Below are 25,391 nucleotides of genomic sequence, written 5' to 3'. Positions count from 1 at the left end.
GTTTGTCTAAATCTGTAACAGGTAGAGACGATTTAGCCCGCTAGATGTTACAAATCGAGACGGAAGATGCTAGTCGCAGGCGATGTCGAGGTTCTTGCCGACGAGGCCCACGTAGCCGCCCTCGGCAGCCTTGGGGCTATCGGCGTGGCAGAGAACCCACTTGTCGGCCTTCCAGTAGCAGTAGCTGTCGCCGGCGGCGGGCATGTCGGCTGCGGCCTCGGGGCGCGGGCCATTGGTGCCCGCCGGCAGCGCCACCATCACCTGGAAGCCGCCGTCGTCGACCATGCAGGGCGTGTAGTGGAGCGTGGTGTTGAAGACTTCGACGACCTTGCCCGCCGGTACGCGGAACGCCTTGACGCACGCGGTGTCGAGCTTGCCGTCCTCGATCTCCCAGCGATGCGCCACGAGCAGGATAAAGTCGCGGGCGCCCAGGTTAAACTCGCTGGCGCGGTGATACTCCAGGCAGTTGAGGCGTGTGTTGTGCCCGTTGCACCAGCCGAGCTGGAAGGAGCGGCCGCCGTACATGAGAAAGCCCAGCTTATCGGCATCCTTGACGCCCTCGAGCTCCGGCGCGCTTGCTACGTACTTGGTGCCCTCGGGAATGGGAGTAGCCGCAAGCGCCTCGACAAGCGGGGCGGTCAGGTTGGACGGCACGTCGTCCCACACGCGACCATAGGATTTGAACTCGGGATCTGATACAGAGTAGATATGCATGTTCGCTCCTGTTCGTTTATGTGACAGTATGAACATTCTAGAACATCATTCATCCACGACCACGATCAATACCGAAAACATTGCATGACGAAATCACCCGCTCAAAAAGCGACATGCAGCTTCCTAGTCGAGATAATCTTTAAGAAACTCAATAACGCTCATACACCAGTAGTCGGTCTCCGGCGCATGGGGCTTCATCAATGCGTGCCCCCCTTCTGAATACATGACTCCCTCATGGTGTACTCCAGCTGCATCCAGAGCATCGACCATCTTTTCATAATTGTCGGGCGATACAATATCATCGTCAGCGCATTGCCAAAGATATGTCGGAGGATACTGCTCCCACACATGCTGATTAATACAGAAATCATCGAGCGAGTCGCGACCAGCCCCGCCGCACACCGAATCAAGAAATCTATTGTCTGATGCGTTCTCAAAGCCACGAAGATCAATCGGTGCATAACACAGGACCAAGGCTTTGGGTGCCTCGCATCCGTAGGACGCAAATCCCTTGTTGTCCGTCCCCCACTCGGCAGTTAAATGCGCACCAGCAGAAAAGCCGATAACTGCATAACTTTTTGCGACATTAAATTTCGCTGAATTCTCGAAGACAAAACGGACAGCTCGATTTAAATCGTCGATTGGACGCGGCATCAAAGGCTCGACCCTCACCCTGTATGACAGCACGAACACGTTATAGCCCGCATCGTTGAGCTCGGGGGCAACGGGAAAGCCTTCCATTTGATGACAAACGCTCTGATAACCTCCGCCCGAAACCGCAATGATAAAGGGAGCCCCGGGTCTCCCGGGAAAGAAGAACAGTTTCGTGTTGCGTCGAGTCGGATCACGGATGCAGTCGGCTTCATCCCATATATCGTAGGCAACTTGCCTCCCGTCATCCACGAGCTCGACAATCCGATTCAATCCACGCAAAACGCGAGTAGTTTCATATGGATTAGCATCAGAATTCATATGAGACACGATGGGTTTATTCCACATGCGCTCCCAAGTTGAAGGCCGGCAAAGCATAAGGTGCTCGCCAAAGCCAGCGAACTCAGGAAGGAGCGCGATTTCGCCAAACGTCATATCGGCTGTAATTGTCATAGCTAGTCACTCCAAAAATGAGGGTGGGCTCGCGTGAATCAACGGCAAGCCCACCACATGCAATCTGCCGCGGGGTTTTCGGCAGCTTACATCCCAAATAATTGTCTACTCCACTACTGCCTCTTCATCAGGGCGATACAGGATGTAAACGAGAACGAAGTTAAGAATTAAACCGACGACATTGCAAAGAATTGCGCCGATGAGGCTGCTCATATCACCAGAAGGATCCATATAACCGGGGAAGCTAAAAATGCCGCTCGACGTCATAACGAACGTACAGGTGTTGAAAATCGCCGGGATAACAGCACTGATTGCTCCGGCGACCATGGAAGCGATAATGATCTTCTTGTGCTCCAAGATGATGCCGTACAGCGCCGGTTCCGTAATCCCGAAAAAGCCCGTAATGGCACAGCTGAACCCAAGACTCTTTTCACTCGGGTCCTTCGAGCGGAGGGCAAACGCCAAACAAGCGCCGACAACACCCATGCTGCAGCAGAGAAGTCCAAGGATAGGATCGGAGCCGACGGTCATAATATTGTTGATGGAAAGCACGATCAGGGCCCAATGGAGTCCAAGGGGGATCATAACGAGACCGAATATCGGCCCGAGAATAACGCCGCAAAGGACGGGGCTGAACTGATAGACCGCCAGCACTGCAGTCGCAAGCAAAGAGCTCGCCTGCTGAATAACGGGGCCGATCACAAGGAGCGAGACGGGGGCGGCAACAGCAACCGTCAGGAACGGGACGAGCGCAAATGCCACAACATCGGGAAGAACCGCCCGCAGCCACTTATTAAGAACGGATGCGAACCAAGCCGCCACGATAGCAGGAAACACCGTGGAGGAATAGCTCACCATTGTGAACTTCATGCCGAGCAAATCCAGCGCATCGCCCGCTCCGGCCGCAGCAACGAAAGTCGGATAAATCAGGATTGCACCGAGTACCGCACCGATATATCGATCGGTTCCAAAGAACTGAGCAGCAGATGATCCGACAAGAACGGGCAGAAAATACATGCAGGCATTTCCCATGCCGTACAGCAGAGTGTATATTCCGCTCTCGGCGGAAACAGCACCCGCCGTCGTCAGAATACTAAGGACGGCGTTTATCATTCCGCATGCGATCAAGGCAGGAAGAACGGGCATCATGATGCCGCTGATGAGCTTCATTAGCTTTCCCAGAAAGCCCTTAGTCTCTCCTTCGCTTGCCTCGGAATCTCCGGCATCAATCCCGGTTTCCTTGGCAACGATTTCATAGACCTTATCGACCTTAGGTCCCACAATCACCTGATATTGCCCCGCGGAATGGCGAATGTCGATCACGCCATCAATCGCCTTGACTTTTGCATCGTCTACGATGCTTTCGTCCTTAAGGTTGAACCTTAAACGAGTCATGCAGTGAGCTACAAATGTAACGTTGTCTGCGCCGCCCACCATCTCGAGAATCTCGGCAGCGAGCTTGGTTGTATCTGCCATAAATACCATTTCTCCCATGTTGAGTTTTATATGTAACCATCAGCAAAGCGCGCGCCTTTGCCAACTAATTACCTTGTTTTCGATGCAATTCGATTGATGTGCATCATGAGGTAGAGTCTTTCTTCGTCTATAAGTTCCCGCCCCGTCAGTCGGCTGAGAACAGAAGCAATATCATCGGCGCACATTGATGCCACCGGATATTCTTTTTTGAGCGAGAGGTACATCTTGCGGTTGTCGCTCACGATGCTTTCGCCAGAGTTCAACCTATTGAATAAGTACTGAAGATGGGTTGCGAACCTTGCGTAATCGAAACCTTCCCGATCAACTTGAATGCCAAGCCGATTTTCAACAGCAACGGTTGACTCCTCCAGAACACGATCGTAGATATCCGCGCTAAACTCTTTAACTACTTCGCATGAGTCCGAATCGGCCATGTTATTGATAAACGCCATGGCAATTCCAACTGCCTCATGAGCTGGAAGCCTAACGTTAAGACGTTTCCTGATTATCTTAAGTGCATACTCGCCGATTCTAAATTCGACGGGATATTGTTGGCGGACATCAAACGATAAAGGCATGCGGACAACGATATTTTGCTCTTTGCGCTTAACCGCATACGCGATATGGTCCGCAAGGATAAACGGCAAATTAGGGCTCACCTCATAAGACAGCAAACCTGTCGACATATCAATAACATCCGAGGTAAGCTCGAGAAGCTCGTCGGGGACCTCGTCAACGAGAGCGATGTAGCGAGAGCTAACGTTATAAAACGTTCGTTGAATCTCCGAAAGAGGGACCTCGTCTCCGACATTCTTAAACCCCAGACCACGGCCGAATGCAACCAACTGTCTGCCATTTCCATCGACGCAGAGGACAGCGCTGGTATTAATTCGTTTAACAATTTCCATGTGTCCCCCCCCTAAACAGAACAAGGCTCCCGAAGCAGAATCCGACAATCAATGTCGACAGATGCTGCTTCAGGAGCCTTGCCTGAATATCACTCTGAGGACTAGTTTAAGCGAGCTAGTGCTAATGACCTCGAATAAACACTTCTAAACAGTTAAACGGTCGATATCTCCGTGTGAACGGTTTGGAGGCAGAGGGCGGCCCTATGCCTGCTGATAGTGCAGGTGCTTCTCGTCGATATCGGCCAGGTCGCGGTCGAGATAACGACGCGCAAGCCAGTTGGCCATGGGGAGGTTCTGGTCCAGGTAGTTGCCGCACTCCTCGGGAGCAGCGCCGGGGATATCGCCCTCAAAGCCAGCAACAAACTCGAACAGCTCACGCACAAGCGGCAAGATTTCCTCGCTCGTCAGCTCACCAAAAACGACGAGGTAAAAGCCCGTGCGGCAGCCCATGGGCCCAAAGTAGACGATACGGCTCGACCACTCGGCATGGTTGCGAAGGAAGGTGGCGCCCAGATGCTCAATGGTGTGGCACTCGGCCGTGTTCATGACTGGCTCCTTGTTGGGCGTGGTCAGGCGCAGGTCAAAGGTGGTGACGGCGGCGCCGGTCGCCGGATCGCGGTCGATGCGGCTCACATACACGCCGGGCTCAAGCAGCAGATGGTCAACGGAAAAACTTGCAATGCGCTCCATGGCAGTTCCTCTCGGTAGTCAATTTGGGACGGGGCTCTTTTAGCTGGTTCGAATGGTCGCACCAATCATACCAGTCAAAAAAGCCCCGTCCCAAATGAGCTGCCCGGGACGGGGATCAATGAGTTTTTAATCCCCGTCTCAGAATAATCATGCTAGGCGGTGTACGCGATTGTAGATTTCACGGCATGGCGCCAGCCGGCGATCTTTTTGGCTCGCACGTCGGCAGGCATGGCAGGCTCCACGATGTCGCGGGCGCCGTAGACGTCGACGACATCGCGCGTGTACATGCCCAGCGCAATGCCGCAGGCCCAGGCCGCACCCAGGCCGCTCATCTCGTCGTTGCTCGCGATGCGGATGGGCGAGCCAACCAAGTCGCTCTCAAACTGCATCAGGTACGCGTCGCGCGTGGGACCGCCGTCAACACGAAGCTCGGCCAGCGCCGCACCCGAATCCTCGACCATCGCATCGATGACGTCGAAGATCTGATAGGCGATCGACTCATCGGCGGCCTTTACGAACTCCGCACGGCCCGTGGTGCGCGTCATGCCAAAGACGCAGCCCTCGGCATCGCTCGCCCAGTGCGGCGCGCCCAGGCCAGTGAACGCCGGCACAAGGTAGACACGGCTCGCCGGATTGGCGGCGTAGCACAGGTCGGTGACTTCCTCGGGATTGTTGATGAGCTCCAGGTCGTCGCGCAGCCACGTCTTGACGGCGCCGGCGTAGCTCACGTTGCCCTCGAGCACATACTCGGTCACGCCGTCCATACGCCACGCAAGCGAGCTCGAAAGCCCGTGCGAGCTGGCAACGAACTCGACGCCGACGTTCATCATGACCGAGCTGCCGGTGCCATAGGTCGCCTTGGCCATGCCGCGGCTGTGGCAGCCCTGGGCAAACAAGGCGGCATGGCTGTCGCCGAGCACACCGTGAATGGGCACGGGCGCCGGCAAAAAGCCGCCCAGATCCGTCGTGCCGAACATGCCATCGGAGTCGGTCACCTGCGGCAGGCAGGCAGGATCGACGCCAAAGGCCTCACACACCGGCTCACTCCAGCAGCCACGGCGCAGGTCAAAGAGTTGTGTGCGGCTGGCGTTAGACCAGTCGCAGCGGAACTCCGCGCCGCCCGTGAGCGTCCAAACCACCCAGGCATCGATGGTGCCCAGACACAGCTCGCCTGCCGCCGCGGCCTCGGCAGCCGTGGGAACGTTCGCGAGAATCCAAGCCATCTTGCCCGCCGGATAGTAGGGCGAGAGTACCAGACCCGTCGTGTCGCGCACCAGCTCGGCCACACCCTCGCGCGCGGCCAGCTCGTCGCACAGCTCACGGGCGCGGGCGCACTGCCACACCACGGCGTCGCACAGCGGCTCGCCCGTCGTGCGCCTCCAGGCAACGGTGGTCTCGCGCTGATTGGAGATGCCGATGCCGGCGACGTCGGCCGGATCGACCCCGGTCTCCTCCACCACGGCGCGTGCCACGGCCAGCACGTTAGCGGCGATCTCGGCTGGATCATGGCTCACCCAGCCGGCCTCGTTGACAATCTGGCGATGCGGGCGATCGGCACGATGAATCAAATGGCCGCCCTCGTCCACCAGCAGCGCCTTGGTACCCTGCGTGGATTGATCGATTCCGATGATGTATTTGCTCATGTACTCTCCTGTCTCCCCCGTCGATTCAAAAACTAAAACCCGACGGACAAGGAGCGAGCGGTCGTCAAGTGCCGCAGATCGCCGTGAAAGAGGGCCGCCGCGTACTTTGTGTACGCAAGCGACGGTTTGAACGGCAAGGTGCGGTGCTTGGCGGCCGCGCAGCGTCTGTTTCTACTAGTTGCCGAGGAACTCGGCGACCGTCTTGGCGATTCCCTCGCCCGTCAGGCCGTAGTGCGCAAAGACCTCGGGGCTCGTACCGGTGATGGCCGGCGCATCGGGTAGACTCAGGCACTTAACCGGACGCGGGCAATGCTCGCCCACGACCTGCGCGACCATGGAACCCAGGCCGCCGAAGGGGCTGTGCTCCTCGACCGTCACGACGGCACGCGTGGTACCGGCGGCCTCGATCACGGCCTCGGCGTCGAGTGGCTTGACGCAGTACATGTCGAGCACCGTTGCCGAGATTCCCTGCTCGGCCAGCAAATCGGCGGCGTCCACGGCATGGCGGACCATCTCACCGGTGGCGACAAGCGTCACATCGGTGCCGCGACGCACCCAGGTGGCGCGATCCATCTGGAACGGGCACTCGCCCTCGGCGTACACGTCCTCGACCGGGTTGCGCCCCACGCGGATGTAGGCCGGCTTGTTGTCGGCTACCAGGGCGCGCACAAGCTCGGCGGTCTGGAAGCGGTCGCTCGGCAGATACACGCGCATGTTGGGAATCGCGCTCATGGCGGCGATATCCTGCGCGGAGTGGTGGCTCATACCCAGGGCGCCATAGGACACGCCGCCCGAGATGCCGATGAGCTTGACGTTGGTGTTGGAGTACGAGACGTCGACCTTGCACTGCTCATACGAACGCGTGGTCACAAAGGACGCCGGCGAGGCGGCCCAGGCCTTCTTGCCGCACGAGGCCATGCCGGCGGCGATGCTCACCAGGTCCTGCTCGGCAATGCCGACCTCAATGGACTGCTGGGGATACTGATCGAAGAACGGCGTGAGCGATGCGGAGCCGCGGGAGTCGGAGCACAGGACGACGATGTCTTTGTCAGTTGCGGCGGCCTCGAGCAGCGTGTCGCAGATAACCTTGCGGTTGGCGATCTTGTTAGCCATTGATAGCCTCCTTATGGGCAGCGAAATCGGCGATGATCTGGGCATATTCCTCATCGTTGGGCAGATGATGATGCCAGGAGGCCTTGTCCTCCATAACCGGCGAGCCGTAGCCCTTCACCGTGTTGAGGATGATGACCGTGGGCTTACCCTTGGTCTCGGCGGCCAGCGTCAGCGCGGCGTCGATGGCCTGGACGTCGTTGCCCGGAATGGAGAGCACGTTCCAGCCGAAGGCGGCCCAGCGCTCCTCCTGCGAGTCCTGCTTCATAACGTCCTCGGTGCTGCCGCTGATCTGCAGGCGGTTGCGGTCCACGAGCGCGCACAGGTTATCGAGCTGGTAGTTGCCGCCGCTCATAGCGCCCTCCCAGACCGAGCCCTCGGCAAGCTCGCCGTCGCCCATGATGGTGCAGACGCGGTAGTCGCGGCCGTCCATCTTGCCGGCAAGCGCCATGCCCACGGCCACGGGCAGACCGTGACCCAGCGAGCCCGAGTTCATCTCGATGCCCTTGAGCTTGTTGTTGGGGTGACCGATGTAGGGGCTGCCGAACTTGGAGAAGCGGGCCTTGACGTCATCGAGGTCCAGATAGCCCTCGTGGCAGAGCACCGCGTAGTAGGCCTCCATGGCATGACCCTTAGAGAGCACGAAGCGATCGCGGTTGGGATCGTCGACGGTCTCGGGCGAAATGTTGAGATGGTTGGCGTAGAGGGTCATGAGGGCGTCGATCACCGACATGTCGCCGCCGATGTGGCCGCCGGCGCCAGCCATGATGATATCGACGCAATCGCGGCGAAGGTCCCAACGCAGGGACTCAAGCTCTTCGATAGTTGCCATTTCTACTCTCCTCGCAGGTAGGCTTTGACGTCTTCTTCAATCGGGTCGTATAAGTCGGGGGCAATGCCGATGTACTTGCACGCCTCGTAGAGCACCGGCACGACGTTGGCGTGAATGGCGACGCAGTGGTGGATGTAGGGACCCTCGACGATCTTGGCCTCGAGGCGCTTGAGGTTGTCGACCTCGACCCACAGGTAGGTGCCCATGCCGGCCGGGCCGTCGATGCCGCGGGCATTGCCCAGCAGCAGCGAGTACTCGCCGTTGTCGCCGTCAAAACGGGCAAGGGTGAGGTCGCCGTGCTTGGCCTCGGCCGTCAGCGCGCCGGGGTGATCGAACGCCAGCGGGTAGGTGAGCTTGGGCTTGACGGCCGCACAGCTGCAGGGCCAGGGGCCACAGTGCTGCAGCAGCTCGCCGTTCTCGTTGTCGGGATGACGCACGGTCCAGTCGGCGAACATGCCGCGGTGACGGCCCAGATCGGCAGCCTCGACCATCAGCGCGGTGATGGCGCCGTGGATATCTGTCTCGCACACGACGGGGATACCCATCTCGTTAAGGATGGCGTTGGCGGCGCAGGGCATAATGCCCAACTCGTCCTGCAGGGCGTTCCAGCACTGGATGGCACCGGCGTTGCAACCGTACTTCTCGACCAAGCGCTTCATGGCGATGGCAAGACCGGCCACAGCGGGGACCTTATCCTCGGGGATGCAGATCTCAAAGCTGTCGGCAATGTGGGCGAGCATGGCTGCCATGGCCTGCTCGTCGGCCTGGGCGTCGCGCACGGCCTGGACAAGCTCGGTCATGGGGATGGGCGAAAGCTGGATGTTGAACTTCTCGAGCAGCTCGCCCTCGTTGCACATGGTCGACCAGAAGTCGAACGGACGGGTGGCCATCTGCAGAATACGGGTGTGCTTGAAGGTCTTGACCACGTTGCACACGGCCAAAAAGTCCCAGACGCCGCGCTCGAACTCGGGATCGGTCAGGCGGCAGTTGGTCATGTAGGTGAAGGGCACCTGGAAGCGGCGCAGGACCTTGCCGGTGGCGAACAGGCCGCACTGGCTATCGCGCAGGCGGGTGCCGTCGGGCTCGGGGCGCTCGTCGCGCGGACCCCACAGCAGCACGGGCAGACCGAGCTCGCGGGCAAGGCGGGCGCAAACGTACTCGGTACCAAAGTTGGCGTGGCACAGCATGATGCCATCGACGCCCTCGGCGCGGAACTTCTCGACGATAGGCGCGATATGGCTGTCGTCGAACAGCAGGCCCTCGTCGTTGATGTCGTCGATATCCACGATGTCGACGCCGATCTCGCGCAGGCGATCAGCCGTAAGGCCGCGATACTTGATCGCGTCCGGCGCGCTAAAGATGCTGCGGCGCGTGGGCACGAAACCGAGCTTGATCTTATCCATGTACGTCCTCCCCTAATCACATGTTCAGTAAACAGACGCATGTTTCGTTTTGTTCTGTTTACTAAATGTTTTACTCTTTTGTTTAGTAGTTTAGCGCGAAAGTCCCGTAAACGGTAGAGAAATCAGCCTAAACGGTATGTAAACAATCTGAACATACAAGGGCAACAAAAAGAGGGCCCCGTAGGACCCTCTCTCTTGGTAGCGTCATATATGGTTGCCTTTGGCGGACTTTTCCGCTCTGAGGTCTGGCGCCGTTCTGCCTAGATTTCGCGCACGCTCTGGCGCTCGACAAAATAGGTCGATACGGCCGTTTTGCAGGTATAGCTCTTGGGATTGCGGATGTTGCCCACCAGGCGGCGCACCGCGATCTCGCCCACCTCGTGCTTGGGAACGTGCACCGTGGTGAGCGGCGGGTTGGAGAAGGCACCCAGAGATAGGTCGTCAAAGCCGATGATCGAGACATCGTCGGGCACACGTATGCCGTGCTCGTTGAGCGCGCGCATGGCACCCACGGCGAGCACGTCGTTCTCGGCAAAGAAAGCCGTCGGCAGGTCGTCGTGCGAGACGCTGTCGAGCCACACGCCCATGTCGCGATAGGCACCCTCGAGCGTGGTGCCCAACGTGACACGCCATGCCGGATTGGCCTCGAGGCCCGCGTCCTCAAGCGCTTGGCGATAGCCGCGCTCGCGATCCTTAAAGTTGCGAATACGAAGGTCGCCCGCCAGATAGCCGATCTGCTTGTGGCCTTTCTCGATAAGGTAGTCCACGGCGCGCAGCACCGAATCGGTGTTGGCAATGACCACGGCGTCGAAATACTGGCGATCGCTCCAGCCATCGAGCACAATCAGGTGGGCGGCGGCGTTAGCGAACAGGGCGTAGTCCTCCTCGCCCAACTCCGTACCCATTAGCACAATGGCGGCGGACGGATCGGCGATCAGGCCCTCGACCTGCGGGCGCACGGCGTCCAGGTCGCTAAAGTCGAGCGAGACAAAGCTCGTGCTCATGCCGTGGCGACGCGCCTGACGCTCCACGCCCTCAATAACCGCGGGATGGAAGGTGCTCTCGTCCAGGATGGCACCCGTCTTGCGCGCAAGCACGAACTGGATACTCTCGAGCTGCGTCGACTGCTGGTATCCGAGCGATTGTGCGCACTCCAGGATGACCTTGGCGGTCTCCTCGCTCACGCTGCGCTTGCGGTTGAGCGCGTTGGACACGGTCGCAGGCGAAAAACCGGTGATGCGGCTGATCTCGCGAACACTTGCTTTAGCCATTGTTCCCCCTAGTAACGGTCGCGGTCGAGCATCGTGGCCTGACCGCCCCGTGACTCGATAACTAAACGACCGCAAATTCAATCTAAACAGAATAGTAAATGTTTAATAGCTAGTTTAGCCTGTTGTCAAGCAAAGTGGTGCGACTATTCCCCCAACGGGCACATTTACTCGGTAGCTAAAAAAGCCCCGTCCCAAATTGACTACATGGGGCGGGGCGTGAAAAACATTTAGCCCAGGACGCGGGCCATACGCGCCTTGAACTCGGACAGAAAGCGCGGGGCGTCGACGGTCAGTGCCACGAGTGCGCTCTTGTCGGGATCGGCCACACGGCGCTCATCGCAGATGGTGCGGCCGCGATACTCGCCAAGCAGGTCGATGCGCAAGTTACAGCCGAGCGCGCCCACGAGCGTGGGGTCAATCGCCACGGCGACGGCAAGCGGATCGTGCAGCGCGCAGCCACCCAGGTAGGAGGCGTTCATCTCGTACGAGCTAATGTAGTGCTCCACCATGCTCGCAAACGCACAACCGGCCATGGTGCCCGAGCCCGTCCAGCCGGCAATGTCGCGACGCGTGAGCACCACGCGATGCGTCACATCCAGACCCACCATAGTGAGCTTGCGGCCCGAACGCAGCACGGCATCGGCCGCCTCGGGATCACTTGCCATGTTGGCCTCGGCGCCCGCGCTCACGTTTCCGGGCACGGTAAGCGCACCGCCCATCACGACCACGCGGCCGATAGACATCATCGCCGCCGCATCGCGCTCCAAGGCAAGTGCCAGGTTGGAGAGCGGGCCGGTCGCCACGTAGACCAGATTGGGACCATAGGTGCGCGCGGCATCAATCAGGTAATCGACCGCCGCGTTACCGTCGGCCGACGTCGCCCCCACCGGCTCGTACGGCGACGCGGGCACGCTCGCCCCGCCAATGCCGTTCTTGCCATGGATGAGTGTGGTGGACGCCGGCGGCGTATAGGGCTCAGTCGCCTTAATGGGACGATCGGCGCCCAGGTACACCGGAACCTCGGGGCGACCCAGCAGATCGAGCACCGCCAGGCAGTTGTGCGCCGATTGCTCGACGCGCACGTTGCCAAAGCACGTGGTGATGCCCACGAGCTCCACCTCGGGGCTCGCGATGGCATAGGCCAGCGCCATCGCATCGTCCACACCCATATCCAGATCAAGGATCAGCTTCTTGGTTGCCATTGTTCTACTCCGCTTCTCCGTCTTTATCGTTTAACCAAACCAATGTTCAACTTCGGCACGCGTGGGAATCGATTGCTGAGCGCCCAGGCGCGACACCGTCACTGCCGAGGCGCGAGCACCCGCGGCCATGCACTCAAAGAGCGGCAAGCCCTCTAGGCGAGCCGCCGCCAACGCGCCGATAAACGTATCGCCGGCCGCCGTGGTGTCGACTACCGTGCTCGAAAGCGACGGCATGCGCAGCAGCTCGCCGTCATCACCGAGCGTAACCGAACCGGCACCGCCCAGCGTAATGACCGCGGCGCCAGCGCCTTTGCCGAGCAGGGCATTAAGCGCTTCGACACAACTCGCGTCATCTGCGGGCAGAATGCCCGTCAGCGCCTGGCATTCGGTCTCGTTGGGACAGACCAGGTCGACTGCGGGCCACGCACCCGCCGGCAGGGCGCAGGCCGGCGCGGGGTTAAAGACCGTATAGAACCCCAGCTCGTGAGCGCAAATAAGCGCCTCGGCCGTCGCCGCAAGGTCACATTCGCCCTGGGCGATAAAGACGCTTCCGGCCGCGGGGGCGAGCCCGCAGACATCGCGATCGAGCTCATCGGCCACCAGATAGCGCAACGCACAGGCCACATCATCGCCTGCAAGCGCATGGTTGGCACCCGGCGACAGCACGATGCGGTTGTCGCTCTCACAGCGAATGATAGTCGCGGTACCGGTCTCCACGTCATCGCGACGCGCCACAAACTCAACGCCCACGCCGGCATCCCGAAGTCCCGCCACCAGCACATCGCCAAACGCATCGCGCCCGACAGCGCCGATCATGCACGTTCGCGCACCCATGCGCGCGGCGGCGACGGCCTGGTTAGCGCCCTTACCACCGGCATTGGTGATAAAACCGCTGCCACCGACGGTCTCGCCCGCGCGCGGCATGCGCTTGCACGCCACCGAAAGGTCCATGTTCATACTGCCGAACACCGCAACAATGCCGTTGTCTGCCATGGAAACCTCCTCGTCTGCAGGCCTTACGCCCACCGTCGGCGTCGATCGTGCGCTCTCGCACCTCTATAACTTTAGTTCACTTTGATGTGAACGCACCCTTGAGGTTGCGCCAGCAGCAAGCATTCACAGGAGCAGGCAGCTACAATGAATACGTGCTGATTATTCTCGTCATTGGATGATGTTTTATGGAACAATTCTCGCAATCGGGCTCGCGCGGTCGACGCCGCACGGGCAACGAGCCGGCGCCGCACGAACGCGTGAAGGGCGAACGCCGTGCCAACGAGCCGCGACGCACCGCGAGCCCCCATCGCGCTTCTGCCAACAACGCGGGCCGCGCCAACACACCCGCCGCGGAGCAGACGCCTGCTCGCCCCAAGTCCCGCTACATCCCTGCCCTTGACGGCCTGCGCACGCTTGCCGTCGTCGCGGTGGTGCTCTATCACCTCAACCTCACGTGGGCTCAGGGCGGCCTGCTTGGCGTCACGATCTTCTTTGTGCTTTCGGGCTATCTGATCACGCGCTTGCTGCTCAACGAAGTCGCTAAGACCGGTCGCATCGACCTTAAGAGCTTCTGGATTCGCCGCATCCGTCGCCTGGTCCCCGCCGTGGTAACGGTAGTGTTCGTGACCTGCGCGCTGTGCACCATCTTTAACCACGTGATGCTCACCAAGATGCGTCCCGACATTCTGCCGTCGCTGCTGTTCTTTAACAACTGGTGGCAGATTATGCAGGACGTCTCGTACTTCAACGCCCTGGGCGACCCCTCGCCGCTTACGCACTTTTGGTCGCTCGCCATCGAGGAACAGTTCTACCTGGTTTGGCCACCGCTGCTGCTCGCTATGGTATCCATGCACATGAGCAAGCCCAACACGCGCCGCATGGTTCTGGGCCTGGCTGCTGTCTCCGCCATCGCCATGATGGTGCTCTATAACCCTGCCGCCGACCCCAGCCGCGTGTACTACGGCACCGACACCCGCGTCTTCTCGCTGCTGCTGGGCGCCTGGATGGCCTTTATCCCCGATCGCGACCTGGCGCCGGTGTGTCTCGCTCATCGTTTGGGGCTCAATCGCCTGGCTGGCGCCGCCAAGCACGGCAAGAACGCCGAGGGCAAGCCTGGCGAGAAGGCCGACAACGCAGCCGAGACCGTCCCGGCACAGCCGAGCGCCCTCGTGCGCTTTTGGTCCTCGCCCGCATCCATCGATGTGTTGGGCGTCGTGGGTCTGGTTGGCCTTGCCGCCATGGTCGCGCTCACCAACGGCTACACCGCGTTCCAGTATCGCGGCGGCACGCTGCTATGCTCCATCCTCACGCTCATGGTCATCGCGGCCTGCGTGCAGCCCCAGGGAATGGTTGCCCGCGCACTGTCCGCCGAGCCGCTCGTGTGGGTTGGCAAGCGCTCGTACAGCATCTACCTGTGGCACTATCCGCTACTGTTGCTCATGAACCCGGTCGCCAACATCAACGATACGCCGTGGTGGCAGTACATTTTGCAGGTGTTGTTGGTGGTCGCCGCAGCCGAATGTTCATATCGCTTTATCGAGACGCCGTTTAGAAAGGGCGCCTTTGGGCGCACCGTATCCGAGTTTCGCGACGGCGCCACCACGCCCGCCAACTGGGTACGCGCGCACGTCCCTGTCTGCGCAGCCTGCGCTGTCGTGTTGGTCGTTGCACTGGGCGGCCTGATCTTTGTGCCGGAGACCTCCGCACTGAGCGGTGAGGGCGCCGAAGTCCTCAACAAGGAAGCCAAAAACACCGCGCCCACCGACCAGCAGGCGGCCGACGACACCGACAAGGACAACGACGGCTTCCCCGACGGATCCTACGACCTGCTGATGATCGGTGACTCCGTGTCGCTGCGCGCCGTCGATTCCTTCGACGGCGTGTTCCCCCACAGTCACATCGATGCCGAAAAGGGCCGCCAGTTCGATGCGGGCCGCGCGGCATTTGAGGGCTATCTCCAACAGAACCTTGCCGGCAAGATCGTGGTCTTTGCACTGGGCACCAACGGCTTGGTAACCGACGACCAGATCGACGCCATCATGGCCGATGCGGGAGATAAGCGTATTGTGGTGTTTGTGAACACGCGCAGCCCGCAGCCGTGGGTTGGCTCTACCAACCAGGCCATCGCCAACGCCGCTACGCGCTACAAGAACGTGCGCGTTATCGACTGGTACGGATACAGCGCCAACCGCAACGACCTGTTCGATGGCGATGGCACGCATCTATCGACCACTGGCGTAACTGAGTACCTCAACTTGATCCACGATGCAGTCAAGAAGGACCTGCCCGTGCATCCCGAGGATCACGTCAACGATCCGCAACCGGCAGCCGTCAAGTCTGCCACCGACGCACTCGTCAATGCGCTCGCTCTCAAGCCGCACAAACTGGGCACCGACAAGTAGCCTGCAGCAAACAACCCAAAATCACTCTTTTCGAGCCGGCTCCAAGAGGTCGTGGACAAAAAGGGGCAAATATGAGTACTGTTACCATTTTAGTAGCAGGCAAAACCACCCAAAATGGCGCCCAAGCGGTAGCGCGCGACCCTTCCAGTTGACCAGAATGGCCGGCTTAAGACTTGGAGCTTCGCTTTTAATGAACAGATTTTTAGATATGTTCATTATTTTCTTGGTCGTAAATACTATCATCCAGGCAACAGTACTCATATTTGGCATTTTTTGTCCACACGCATATTACTAACCCCCTATAACAGGCAAAATACAGTCCGCAACCCATGGCAGCGGCCTGTTTGGAGTCCAAAGGAGGCGCTAAGCGCTGTAACCCATCGCCTGCAGAACAAACATAACGACCGTGAGCACCGTAATCACACCGATAGTCGCCCAAGTGAGCACATTCCACACGCGGCCGTTGCGGTTAGTGCCCATAATGTGACGGTCAGCGGCAATAACCACCTGGAACACCAGAACCACGGGCAGCAGCACGCCATTGATGACCTGCGAGGTCATCATAATCTGGAACAGATCGACGCCGGGCATAAGCACCAGCACGGCAGAGATGCCGATGATGGCCGTAATGATGCCGCGATAGACCGGGGCCTCGTCCCAGCTGCGATCGGCACCGCGCTCCCAGCCAAATGCCTCGCAGATAGCGCTCGACGTAACGCCCGGCAGCACGCAGGCAGCCAAGAAACTCGCCGCGACCAGGCCCGAGGCAAACAGTACCGTAGACCACTGACCCGCAATAGGCTCCAGCGCGCGGGCAGCATCGGCAGCATCGCTAATCTGAATACCCGCCGGGAACAGCACCGTACCGGTCGTAATGATAATAAAGCCGGCAATGACATCAGCGGCAAGCGAGCCGCTCACGGTATCGATGCGCTGCAGCACGATATCGTCCTCGCCCGCGTTCTTATCGACCACGTTGTTCTGCGCCAAGAAAATCATCCACGGCGCGATGGTGGTACCGATCGTTGCGACCACGAGCGACACGTAGCTGGGGTCATTTTGAATGTTAGGCACGACCAGGTCGACCGCGACCTCACCCCAGTTGGGGCCAGCCATAAACGCGGCGACGATATAGGTCACGAACACGCAGCTCACCAGCAGTAGAATCTTCTCGATGCGCTGGAAACTACCCGACATGGTAAGCATCCATACCAGCAGCGCCACCAACGGCACCGAGATGCTCGCCGGCACGCCAAAGAGAGCAAGACCGCTGGCGATGCCCGCAAACTCCGAAATGGTCACAGCCGTGTTGGCGATCAACAGCGCCGCCATAGCAAGTACACTCTTGCGCACGCCAAAGCGCTCGCGAATGAGCGATGCCAGGCCCTTACCCGTGACGCAGCCGCAGCGCGCCGCGGTCTCCTGCGTCACGATGAGCAGCACAGTCATGACGGGAAGCATCCAGAGCATCTTATAGCCATAGCTGGCGCCCGCGCTGGAATACGTTGCAATGCCGCCGGCGTCATTGCCCGAAAGCGCCGCCAGCAGACCGGGACCCATAGCGCCAAAGATGGCCGCGATGGTCAACTTTTGCTTGGTGCCCGACTTTTGCTTGGTATCTTGCACGCGACCACCTAACCCATGACCGACATGGTGAGCAGCACCGCAGCGACGCAGTACGCTACGCACGAGATCATGACGGCAATAACGTTCATGGCGGTGCCCGACGTGTTGAGGTCATGCTCGTCACGCCAGAACAGCACCATCAGGTAAATCACGGCGCTCATGTTGCCAATCAGACAGACGATGGCCGCGATGTTAAAGCACCCGGTAAAGAGTTGCTCCTCAAACATGGACGCATCGGGGAACGCAGCGGTGCGCACCAGCTGGGCGCACAGGTAGGTCACGAGTGACAGAATCAGGCCCATGCCCGTGCTCTGGAAGAAGAACCCCAGATACGGCTTGGGCTCATCGTCGTGACCGTCATACTCCAGGAAGTAGTTCTTGACGAACGACACCATGCGCGAGGCCGCCAGCAGCACGAGCGGCATGGCGCACATGGGGAACACCACCAGATGCGCGGAGCCGAGCGCCGTTCCCAGCACGGTCGCCATGATGCACGACGCGATGCCCCATACAACAACCCAGTACTGGCGATGCACGAACCAGCTGAGCACGTTCGTCGAGTCGTCCGACGCGCTATCGCCCGAGCCGACACCGGCGATCTGCAGGTCCTCCTGATGCTCCTCGGCAATAACGTCCATGGCGTCGTCGAAGGTTACGATACCCAGGATATGACGGTTCTCGTCGCAGACAGGGATGGCAACCAGGTCGTACTTGGTCATCTCGTCCGTTACGTCTTCCTGGTCCTCGTCGGGCGACACATAGACCAGGTCGCGATAGGCCAGCTGACCCAGCGTGGCGTCGCGGTCGGCTACGATCAGCGTTCGCAGCGAAAGCACACCGGTCAGCATGCCGCTCGGATCCTCGGTATAGACGTAGTAGACGCTCTCGAAGTCCTCGTCGAGCTCGCGAATCGCCTCGATGGCGTCACCGACCGTTGCCGTGGCAGGCAGGGAGACAAACTCCGAGGTCATGATGCGGCCGGCGGTGTTGTCCTCATACCCCAGCAGGTTACGAATCGCCTTCTCCTCCTTGACGCCCATCAGGCGCAGGAGCTTCTCGGCCTTCTCGTAATCAAGCTCGTCGATCAGGTCGGCAGCGTCGTCCGGGTCCATCATGGCCAGCATCGACGATGCGTCCGTGTCGGACAGGCCCTCGAGCATCTCGGTCATAAGCTCGTCGTCATCGAACTCCGAGATAGCTTCGGCTGCCTGGGCGGTATCGAGCTGCGCAAACACCTGCGCACGCAGACGCGGGTCGAGCTGCTCGATAATGTCGGCGATGTCGGCAGGGTGCAGCTCGCCGAGCGTCTTGTGCGACACCGAGAGTTGAATGTTCTTGGTCGAGCGGTCGAGCAGGTCCATGTAGGACCAAGCGATGATGTCCTCACTGAGCGGCTTGCCCAGGTGCTTCATAAAGCCTTCGACGATATGCTCGAGCGCGGGGCTGATGGCGCGTAGCAGACCGCGAGCACCGACCTCGGCGCCCAGCAGGCGCAGCTGGTTTTCGCCCGACATGGAAAACTTGATGTCGTTGACGCGCACGACCTTCATGCCCTGCGTGTCGACAATCTGCTTGTTGAGCACGTCGCGGGCAAGCAGGAGTTCGGTCGGCTGCAGGTACGAAAAACGGATTTCGGTGGCCGACGTCTTAAGGTGTACACCCGTCTCGTCGATACGGTCGACCCATTTGCGCCAGCTGATCATAAACGGCGTCTTGCCGGGACCGCGGAACGCGAGCGACGTCACGTGCGGAAAAACTTCGCCGGTAGCAATACCAAAATCGTTGACCACGCCGAGCTTTTCGCCGTCGACGTCCAAGACCGGCAATTTGAGCATCTCACTCAGATAATTCAATGGTGCTCCCCATCATTATTCCCCCGGACGCGGCCGCGCGCGCGGCGTCCGGGGGCTTCTGGATATGTATACGCATGCGCGGGCGGCACGCCGCTCGACGCTTACACCCCGTGCATGCGCAAAAAGCACCTGCATGGGGTCATCGACTGTATGGTCGAGGTTTGGATTTCACCTGTAACCTTTCTCTTGACCCTCATTAACCGCAGTAACTATAGCATCAGCATCGCCCTGCGGCATCGAATTTATGCGCTGCACATTGCAGGCATACCAAACGCTGACGCATCCGTGACATAGCCATTGGGGACGTTCTTAAACGACTACCCAATGACTACTCTGTGGTGTCATCGTCCTCGGCAAGTTGGGGGAACACGGCGTCCTTGGGCATGGTGACCTTCGTCAGCGAGGTGAGCTTTTTGCTCAGCGACGTGTCCGTCTTAACCAGGTCGCTGAGCGTCACGATCTTGTAGCCGTCGGCAATGAGGCCGTCGATAATCTGCGGCAGCGCCTCGAGCGTCTGCTCGGCGCATTCGTCTCTATCGGTGAACAGCACGATATTGCCCGGCGTCACCGAATCGAGCACCGTTGAGACCTGCTCGTCGGCACCGTTGAGCAGCCAGTCGCCCGAGTCGATATTCCACGAGACCACGGCGGAGACCAGGTCCATCGCATCAATCCAGTTTTGCTCGTCAAAGGCAGCGTAGGGAGCACGCAGCAGCATCGTCTTCACGCCGGTCGCCGACTTAATCGCATCGGTGCCTTTCGTGATCTGCTCGCGTACCGCCTCACGGTCCTGACCCTTGAGCGAATCGTCGCTGTAGCCGTTGGATCCGATTTCGCACCCGGCGTCGACAATCGCCTTGGCCGTAGCAGGCGAGGCCTCGGCCGCATCGCCCGACAGGAAGAACGTCGCGGTGACGCCCTTTTCCTTGAGTACCTGCAAAATCTGCTTGGTCGCGCCGCTCGGACCCTCGTCAAACGTCAGCGCCACGTACTTTTTGTTGCCCTTGGGCGCCACGCTGGCGCACGCAACGACGCAATCGGTGGCGGGCACAACCTCGCCGCGGTCCTGCGTCTTGCCCGACTGCTCACCAACCCACACCTCGGAGCGGCCCTGGACACCCCACGTCTGCACATACTCTATGGCGCCCGTGCCCTCGACCTTGAGCTTGGGCTCGATAACCGTAGCCTGAATCTCGTGCTTCTCGTAGGTGTTACGGCCATCCTTGACCGTCACCTTCTCGCCGCCCTCAAGTTCGCGGCTATCCCATTTGCCCTGCTTCACGCGCTTGCCGTCGACCTTCACCGACAGCTTTTCGCCCCCATGGCGCTTGAGCACGCTGTCATCGACGGCCAGTAGGTCGCCTACGTCGTAGGTGTCAGTCAACTCCTGGTCGTCTATGAGATTCTGCAGCGTAGAGCCCACGCGCACCGCGGTCTTCTGGCCGTTGAGTTCCACGTCCACGCTGCGGTTGACGTAGCCCACGACGGCAGCGATAAACAGCACGAGTGCGCAACCCACGGCGATGAGCGCATAGGGCAGGCGAGACGAACGACGGGGCGTACGGCTGTTGCCGATGCGCGCGCTGCGATCGCTAAAGCCGCGGCTATGGTTGAGGTACATCGCGCCGGGCTTACGGTGACGCTTGCGCTGACCGCTGGGCAGCTGCCCCAGATCGCGGCGCGCCGTCGGACGCGTACCCGAACGCCCGTTTAAGTTGGATCCGTTTTGGCGCATATGCCCTCCCCCATAAACACAGCAAGCCGGAGCAACAGGTCTCCGGCTTGCCTCCCATCATTTGGTACGTCGCTATTTTGTAGCTTTTGACGAGCCTCCGCTCGCCTTTTGGTATTCGTCCTTAAAGGCCTTGAACATGCCGCGCGTCTTGCCGAGCTGCTTGCCCAGTGCGCGGCTGCCCTTGTCCACGGCAACCGATCCCTTATCGTCGAGTACCTTGGCGCCCTTTTTGACCTTATCGCCCACCACGACGCTGGCCTCGGCGGCCTTGGCAGCCGCACCGCCCGAATACCCGAGCGACTTGACCTCGTCCGAGACGACCATCGCGCCGTTCTCGTAGCCGCGCAGCATCGTCGGTGGCACCTGCGTGTCGCCCACCAGCACGCTCGAAGCGGCACCGGCGGTCACATAGAATGCCTGCACGACACCCGAGCGTGGCTTGAACTCAACGTCCGAGCAGTAGCCCACGACATCGCCCGATTCCGTGCGCACGTCCATGCCAACCCAGATGATGCAATCGTCCAGGTTGATGTCGAGGCGCTTGGCGGCGGCAGCATCGTACGTGTCCTTGACGTCATCGACCGCAATGGCACCCTCGTAGACACCAATGGCGTCGAGCGCTACGAATCGGTCGGGGCGCTCGATCATGCCCGCGATATCGGACTGGCGGACCATAAAGCCGACCACGCGCGTACCGCCCGGGGTAAAGACCGGAAAGTGAATCTTTCCGAGCTTTTTAGGGCTGCGCGGCGTGCCGTCCTTTTTGGTGCGCTTGTCCTCGGTAGGCTTGCGATAAATCTTGGCGCCGACAAAATCCCCGGCGCGCATTATGCCTCGGTCGAGGGCTCCGCAGCCTCGGTATCAGCCTCGACGGCGTTCTCGACCACGACGTCGGCGGCAGGCGTCACGTTGCCACCCGAAATGGCGTCGTTGAGCTGCTCACGCAGCTGGTCCATGCGCTCGCGGGCCAGGTCGACCTTGGCGCGCAGGTCGTCGGTCTTGGCGTCGACCATCGGGCCAAAGTCATTCACCGCAGCACGGGCCTCCTCGGCGCTGTGCTCGTAGGTGTCGCGCATATTGTCCCAGGCGTCGTTGGCGATATCGGCAGCCATGGCGCGGGTCTCGGCGCCCGAGCGCGGAGCCAGAGCAACACCGATAATAGCGCCGGCAGCAGCACCAAAAAGTGCGCCGGAGACAAAGCTGAAAGTCTTACCCATGATCATTCCTCTCCTGCGGGCACGTCGGCGCCCACCGTTTGAATGCTGTCCATTATACCCGCAGCGCATCACTTGCCGCTCCGCTCATCTGCGTACGGCAAAGGTGCAGGTACGTGATGGTGATAAACGCGTAGGCCTACTCCTGAGGCATAGCCGGCATGGCCACCGTGGCACCCGGGTCCTCGCCGGCGCCGTCCACGAGCGGCAGGCCGCCCTCATGCGCAGGTCCTGCCGGAACCGTCGCCGCACCGCCAAAGACGGCAGCGGAGGCCTCGTGGCTCTCGGCAACCGCGCCCTCGGTATCAATCGCCACCTGGGGCTCGTCGTCAAAGTTGGGGACGCCCTGGGGCTCGGTGGGAACGGGCTCGGCGGTCGCATCGGCAACGGGCTCGGCGTCGACCGGCACATCGCCCTCGTCAGCGCCCTCGTCCTCGGCAGCATCTTCGCCGTTCGCAGCGGCGACGGCCTCGTGAGGATCCTTGCCCTCGGCCTCGGCGCGCATGCCCAGCACCAGGTTGCGCAGGCCCGCGACCGTACCGTCCACATCGGGAGCCGGCTGGTCGGCGTGCAGGTACGCCCAATCCATCATAAAGGTCGCCGACGACAGCGCACCAATGGCCAACGCGTCATCGGGACACGAAAGCTCAACCTCAAAGACGCGCTCGTCGTGCTCGCTCACGCGCGTGCGACCGCACGAGATGCTGCCGGCAAGACCGGTCTCGTTCATGAGCTCGACCGTCACGTGCTCTAGCAGGTGGCAAAGCTCAGTCTGGCCCATGCAGTCCTGAAATTCGCGACCGGAATCGCCCAGGCACAGGTGCTTGGCAATCGCAGGCACCAGGTAGTACACGCGCGCCGTGGCCTCGATGTCCTCCGAGGTCATGAGCGGCATGCCGGGGTTCACCAGCACATGCGCGCAGATCTTGTCCTCGCTGACGGTGACCTTAAGGATGTTGAACAGGCCTGCCATAACTCTCCCCTACTCGTCCTTGCCCTACTCGTCGCCATCGTGCGGATCCGCAGAGCCCGCACCCGACGCCGCCGGCTTCTCTGCCGAGGACTCGGAATCCTTCTTATCGGTTTCGGCCGGAGCAATCACGCGAATGAGCGAGATGCGCTGGCCACGCATCGACTGCACCTTGAACTTGTACCCCGCGACCTCAAACACCTCTCCGATGTCGGGCACCGAGTCACAAAGCTCCAAGATCCAGCCGGCGATGGTCTCATAATCATCGCTTTCCTCGAGCGGCCAACCAAGCTCAATCGCGTCATCGCACGAAAAACGCCCATCAACGAGCCACTCGCGGCGCGAAAGGCGCGTGAGATACTTGTTGTCGGGGTCGAACTCGTCCTCGATCTCGCCGACGATCTCCTCGACGATGTCCTCGATGGTGATGATGCCGGCCGTACCGCCGTACTCGTCCACGACCACCACGATCTGGTCGTGAGAGGTCTGCATCTCGGACAGCAGCGGCAGGATGTCCTTGGTGTCGGGCACAAAGGTGGCGTCGCGCAAAAAACCGGCGATGGGCTGGTCGCCCTTGCCGTCAAGCGCAGGCTGAATCAGGTCCTTGATGTGCGCAATGCCGGCGACGTTGTCGGGATCCTCGTGATAGACGGGGATGCGGCTAAAGCCGGTCTGGCGCATGGTGGACAGCACGTCGGCGACCGTCTCATCGTCCTCGCACATGGTGGTGTCCACGCGCGGCACCATGACCTCGCGGGCAACGGTGTCGCCCAGGTCAAAGATCTCGTGGATCATGCGCTTTTCCTCGTCGAGCAGGTCGTCCTGCTCCGAGACCATGTACTTGATCTCTTCCTCCGAGACGTTCTGGCGGTCGTCGGCGCTCTTGATGCGCAGGATGCGGGCCAGGCCATCGGAGCAAGCGCCGGTCAGCCACACGAGCGGACGGGCGATCTTCTGGAACACGGAAAGCGGGCCCACGACCTGCTTGGACACGCCCTCGGCATTGGCCAGGCCGATGCGCTTGGGGACGAGCTCGCCGATCACGATGGATACGAAGGCGACCGCGACGGTAATGATAACCGGCGCCAGGCCGCGCGCGATGGCGGAGAGCGGCGCGATGCCAAAGCTCATGAGCCACGTGGCGAGCGGGTCGGACAGACTCGTCGAGGCAACAGCGGACGAGGCAAAGCCCACGAGCGTGATGGCGACCTGGATGGTAGCGAGCAGCTGGTCGGAATCGGCGGCCAGCTTAATGGCGCGCTCGGCGCGTTTGTCGCCTTCCTCGGCCTCGTGCTCCAGCACAGCGCGCTTTGCCGTGGTGAGCGCCATCTCGGACATAGAGAAGTAACCGTTGATGAGGGTCAAAACGAGGGTAGTGATAAGGGAGATGGTTATGTCCATCGGGAGTTTCTCGAACCTCCAAGATTCGGGACGTTAGGGTAAAACGTTGGTGGCGGATACGGCAATTGCACCGGCGCCCAAACAAGGATGCGGGCGCGCAGGCGTGGTCGCTAGATTACGAAGAGGATCACCGCCATGAACTGGAAGATACTGCCGGCGAGCACCCACAAGTGAAACACACTGTGCAGGTAGCGCACGTTTTTGGCGATATAGAACGGCACGCCCGCGGTGTAGCACACGCCGCCGACGGCGAGCAGGGCAAGTGCCACGGGGTTGAGCAGCGCCACAAGTTCGGGCAGCTTAAAGACGACGAGCCAGCCCATCAGCAGATAGACCAGGCCGCATACCCAATGCGGTTGACGCTCGCGCAGAAAGCACTCGAGGGCGATGCCGATAATGGCGATGGCCCACACGGCAAAGAACAGCGCGGGGCCGCCGTCGTTTGCGAGCGTGATGAGGCAAAACGGCGTATAGCTGCCGGCTATGAGCAGGTAGATGCAGCTGTGGTCGATGATGCGAAACACGCGCTTGGCGCGCGCGGGCTGAATCGCGTGGTAGAGCGTAGAGGCTAGGTATTCGAGGATAATGCTGACGCCATAGACAATTGCCGCGGCCATGTGGGCCGGGCCGCCGCCGCGCAGGGCAGCGAATACGATCAGGAGCACCAGACCCGCAATGCCCAGCAGGCAGCCGACACCATGGGTGACGGAGTTCATGATCTCCTCGCCCACCGTGTAGTGCGGAATGGCCGCGGTCTTGGGCCGCGGCTTGGAACTGTCGCTCGAATCGGACATGCCGGTTACATCCTCCAACATAAAAGAGTTCTCAACACTATATCAAAGCG

At 60.4% G+C, this 25,391-nt stretch carries 21 protein-coding genes; 1 reads left to right on the top strand and 20 read right to left on the bottom strand.

The window, feature by feature from the left end:
• Positions 1–69 precede the first annotated feature (69 nt).
• From DWV20_RS02700 to DWV20_RS02645, 12 genes are all read right to left on the bottom strand, one after another.
• Complete coding sequence (locus DWV20_RS02700) at positions 70–714, bottom strand: DUF4867 family protein (RefSeq protein ID WP_118256323.1); 645 nt, start codon at positions 712–714, stop codon at positions 70–72.
• A gap of 123 nt (positions 715–837) precedes the next feature.
• Positions 838–1,818, bottom strand: a complete 981-nt coding sequence (locus tag DWV20_RS02695; protein ID WP_117778711.1) for an alpha/beta hydrolase — start codon at positions 1,816–1,818, stop codon at positions 838–840.
• A 105-nt stretch (positions 1,819–1,923) separates the two neighbouring features.
• Positions 1,924–3,294, bottom strand: a complete 1,371-nt coding sequence (locus tag DWV20_RS02690) for a PTS transporter subunit EIIC (RefSeq protein ID WP_158565462.1) — start codon at positions 3,292–3,294, stop codon at positions 1,924–1,926.
• 68 nt (positions 3,295–3,362) lie between these two features.
• A complete protein-coding gene (locus DWV20_RS02685) occupies positions 3,363–4,202 on the bottom strand; it encodes a PRD domain-containing protein (protein WP_117646431.1) in 840 nt (279 codons plus the stop codon).
• 201 nt (positions 4,203–4,403) lie between these two features.
• Positions 4,404–4,892: an S-ribosylhomocysteine lyase gene (locus tag DWV20_RS02680; protein ID WP_117640520.1), complete on the bottom strand. Its 489-nt coding sequence runs from the start codon at positions 4,890–4,892 to the stop codon at positions 4,404–4,406.
• Between the two features lie 152 nt (positions 4,893–5,044).
• Positions 5,045–6,535, bottom strand: coding sequence for a glycerol kinase GlpK (locus tag DWV20_RS02675; RefSeq protein WP_118256322.1), 1,491 nt, complete (start codon positions 6,533–6,535; stop codon positions 5,045–5,047).
• Between the two features lie 174 nt (positions 6,536–6,709).
• Complete coding sequence (locus tag DWV20_RS02670) at positions 6,710–7,648, bottom strand: transketolase family protein (RefSeq protein ID WP_118256321.1); 939 nt, start codon at positions 7,646–7,648, stop codon at positions 6,710–6,712.
• Positions 7,641–8,477 carry a transketolase gene (locus DWV20_RS02665; RefSeq protein WP_199411442.1) on the bottom strand — a complete coding sequence of 279 codons (837 nt, stop codon included), beginning with the start codon at positions 8,475–8,477 and terminating at the stop codon, positions 7,641–7,643. The genes DWV20_RS02670 and DWV20_RS02665 overlap by 8 nt, the downstream gene beginning before the upstream one ends.
• 2 nt (positions 8,478–8,479) lie before the next feature.
• Positions 8,480–9,880 carry an L-fucose/L-arabinose isomerase family protein gene (locus DWV20_RS02660; RefSeq protein ID WP_117758592.1) on the bottom strand — a complete coding sequence of 467 codons (1,401 nt, stop codon included), beginning with the start codon at positions 9,878–9,880 and terminating at the stop codon, positions 8,480–8,482.
• Between the two features lie 260 nt (positions 9,881–10,140).
• The gene (locus DWV20_RS02655; RefSeq protein WP_117655452.1) at positions 10,141–11,151 is read right to left on the bottom strand and encodes a LacI family DNA-binding transcriptional regulator; all 1,011 of its coding nucleotides are present in this window, start codon (positions 11,149–11,151) and stop codon (positions 10,141–10,143) included.
• A gap of 227 nt (positions 11,152–11,378) precedes the next feature.
• Entirely contained in the window at positions 11,379–12,353 is a 975-nt protein-coding gene (locus DWV20_RS02650; protein WP_118256320.1) for a nucleoside hydrolase, read from the bottom strand.
• A gap of 30 nt (positions 12,354–12,383) precedes the next feature.
• Positions 12,384–13,346 (bottom strand): ribokinase, encoded by a 963-nt coding sequence (locus tag DWV20_RS02645; RefSeq protein WP_118256319.1) that lies wholly within the window; start codon positions 13,344–13,346, stop codon positions 12,384–12,386.
• Between the two features lie 185 nt (positions 13,347–13,531).
• Between DWV20_RS02645 and DWV20_RS02640 the strand changes: the two genes are divergently transcribed.
• Positions 13,532–15,748, top strand: a complete 2,217-nt coding sequence (locus DWV20_RS02640) for an acyltransferase family protein (protein WP_117758588.1) — start codon at positions 13,532–13,534, stop codon at positions 15,746–15,748.
• Between the two features lie 363 nt (positions 15,749–16,111).
• Here the strand turns inward: DWV20_RS02640 and DWV20_RS02635 are convergent, their stop codons facing one another.
• The 8 genes from DWV20_RS02635 to DWV20_RS02600 all read right to left on the bottom strand — a co-directional run bounded on the left by DWV20_RS02635 (position 16,112) and on the right by DWV20_RS02600 (position 25,341).
• On the bottom strand, positions 16,112–17,308 hold the full coding sequence (locus DWV20_RS02635; protein WP_117637211.1) for an Nramp family divalent metal transporter: 1,197 nt from the start codon (positions 17,306–17,308) through the stop codon (positions 16,112–16,114).
• A 74-nt stretch (positions 17,309–17,382) separates the two neighbouring features.
• Positions 17,383–19,227: a magnesium transporter gene (locus DWV20_RS02630; protein WP_118256318.1), complete on the bottom strand. Its 1,845-nt coding sequence runs from the start codon at positions 19,225–19,227 to the stop codon at positions 17,383–17,385.
• Between the two features lie 328 nt (positions 19,228–19,555).
• Positions 19,556–20,962, bottom strand: a complete 1,407-nt coding sequence (locus DWV20_RS02625; RefSeq protein WP_233539759.1) for a polysaccharide deacetylase family protein — start codon at positions 20,960–20,962, stop codon at positions 19,556–19,558.
• A 72-nt stretch (positions 20,963–21,034) separates the two neighbouring features.
• Positions 21,035–21,790: a PRC-barrel domain containing protein gene (locus DWV20_RS02620; protein ID WP_117758586.1), complete on the bottom strand. Its 756-nt coding sequence runs from the start codon at positions 21,788–21,790 to the stop codon at positions 21,035–21,037.
• A complete protein-coding gene (locus DWV20_RS02615; RefSeq protein WP_099432470.1) occupies positions 21,790–22,179 on the bottom strand; it encodes a YtxH domain-containing protein in 390 nt (129 codons plus the stop codon). Before DWV20_RS02615 ends, DWV20_RS02620 begins: the two co-directional genes overlap by 1 nt.
• A 136-nt stretch (positions 22,180–22,315) precedes the next feature.
• Complete coding sequence (locus DWV20_RS10030; protein WP_233539758.1) at positions 22,316–23,149, bottom strand: hypothetical protein; 834 nt, start codon at positions 23,147–23,149, stop codon at positions 22,316–22,318.
• A gap of 24 nt (positions 23,150–23,173) precedes the next feature.
• The gene (locus DWV20_RS02605; protein ID WP_118256317.1) at positions 23,174–24,547 is read right to left on the bottom strand and encodes a hemolysin family protein; all 1,374 of its coding nucleotides are present in this window, start codon (positions 24,545–24,547) and stop codon (positions 23,174–23,176) included.
• Positions 24,548–24,657: 110 nt separating this feature from the next.
• Entirely contained in the window at positions 24,658–25,341 is a 684-nt protein-coding gene (locus tag DWV20_RS02600) for a hemolysin III family protein (RefSeq protein ID WP_199411441.1), read from the bottom strand.
• Between the last annotated feature and the right edge of the window lie 50 nt (positions 25,342–25,391).

Source organism: Collinsella sp. AF02-46-1 (genome assembly GCF_003465825.1).
In the GTDB taxonomy this organism is placed as follows: Bacteria; Actinomycetota; Coriobacteriia; order Coriobacteriales; family Coriobacteriaceae; genus Collinsella.
The sequence above is the reverse complement of the archived record's forward strand: the minus strand, read 5'-3'. Positions and strand labels throughout refer to the sequence as shown.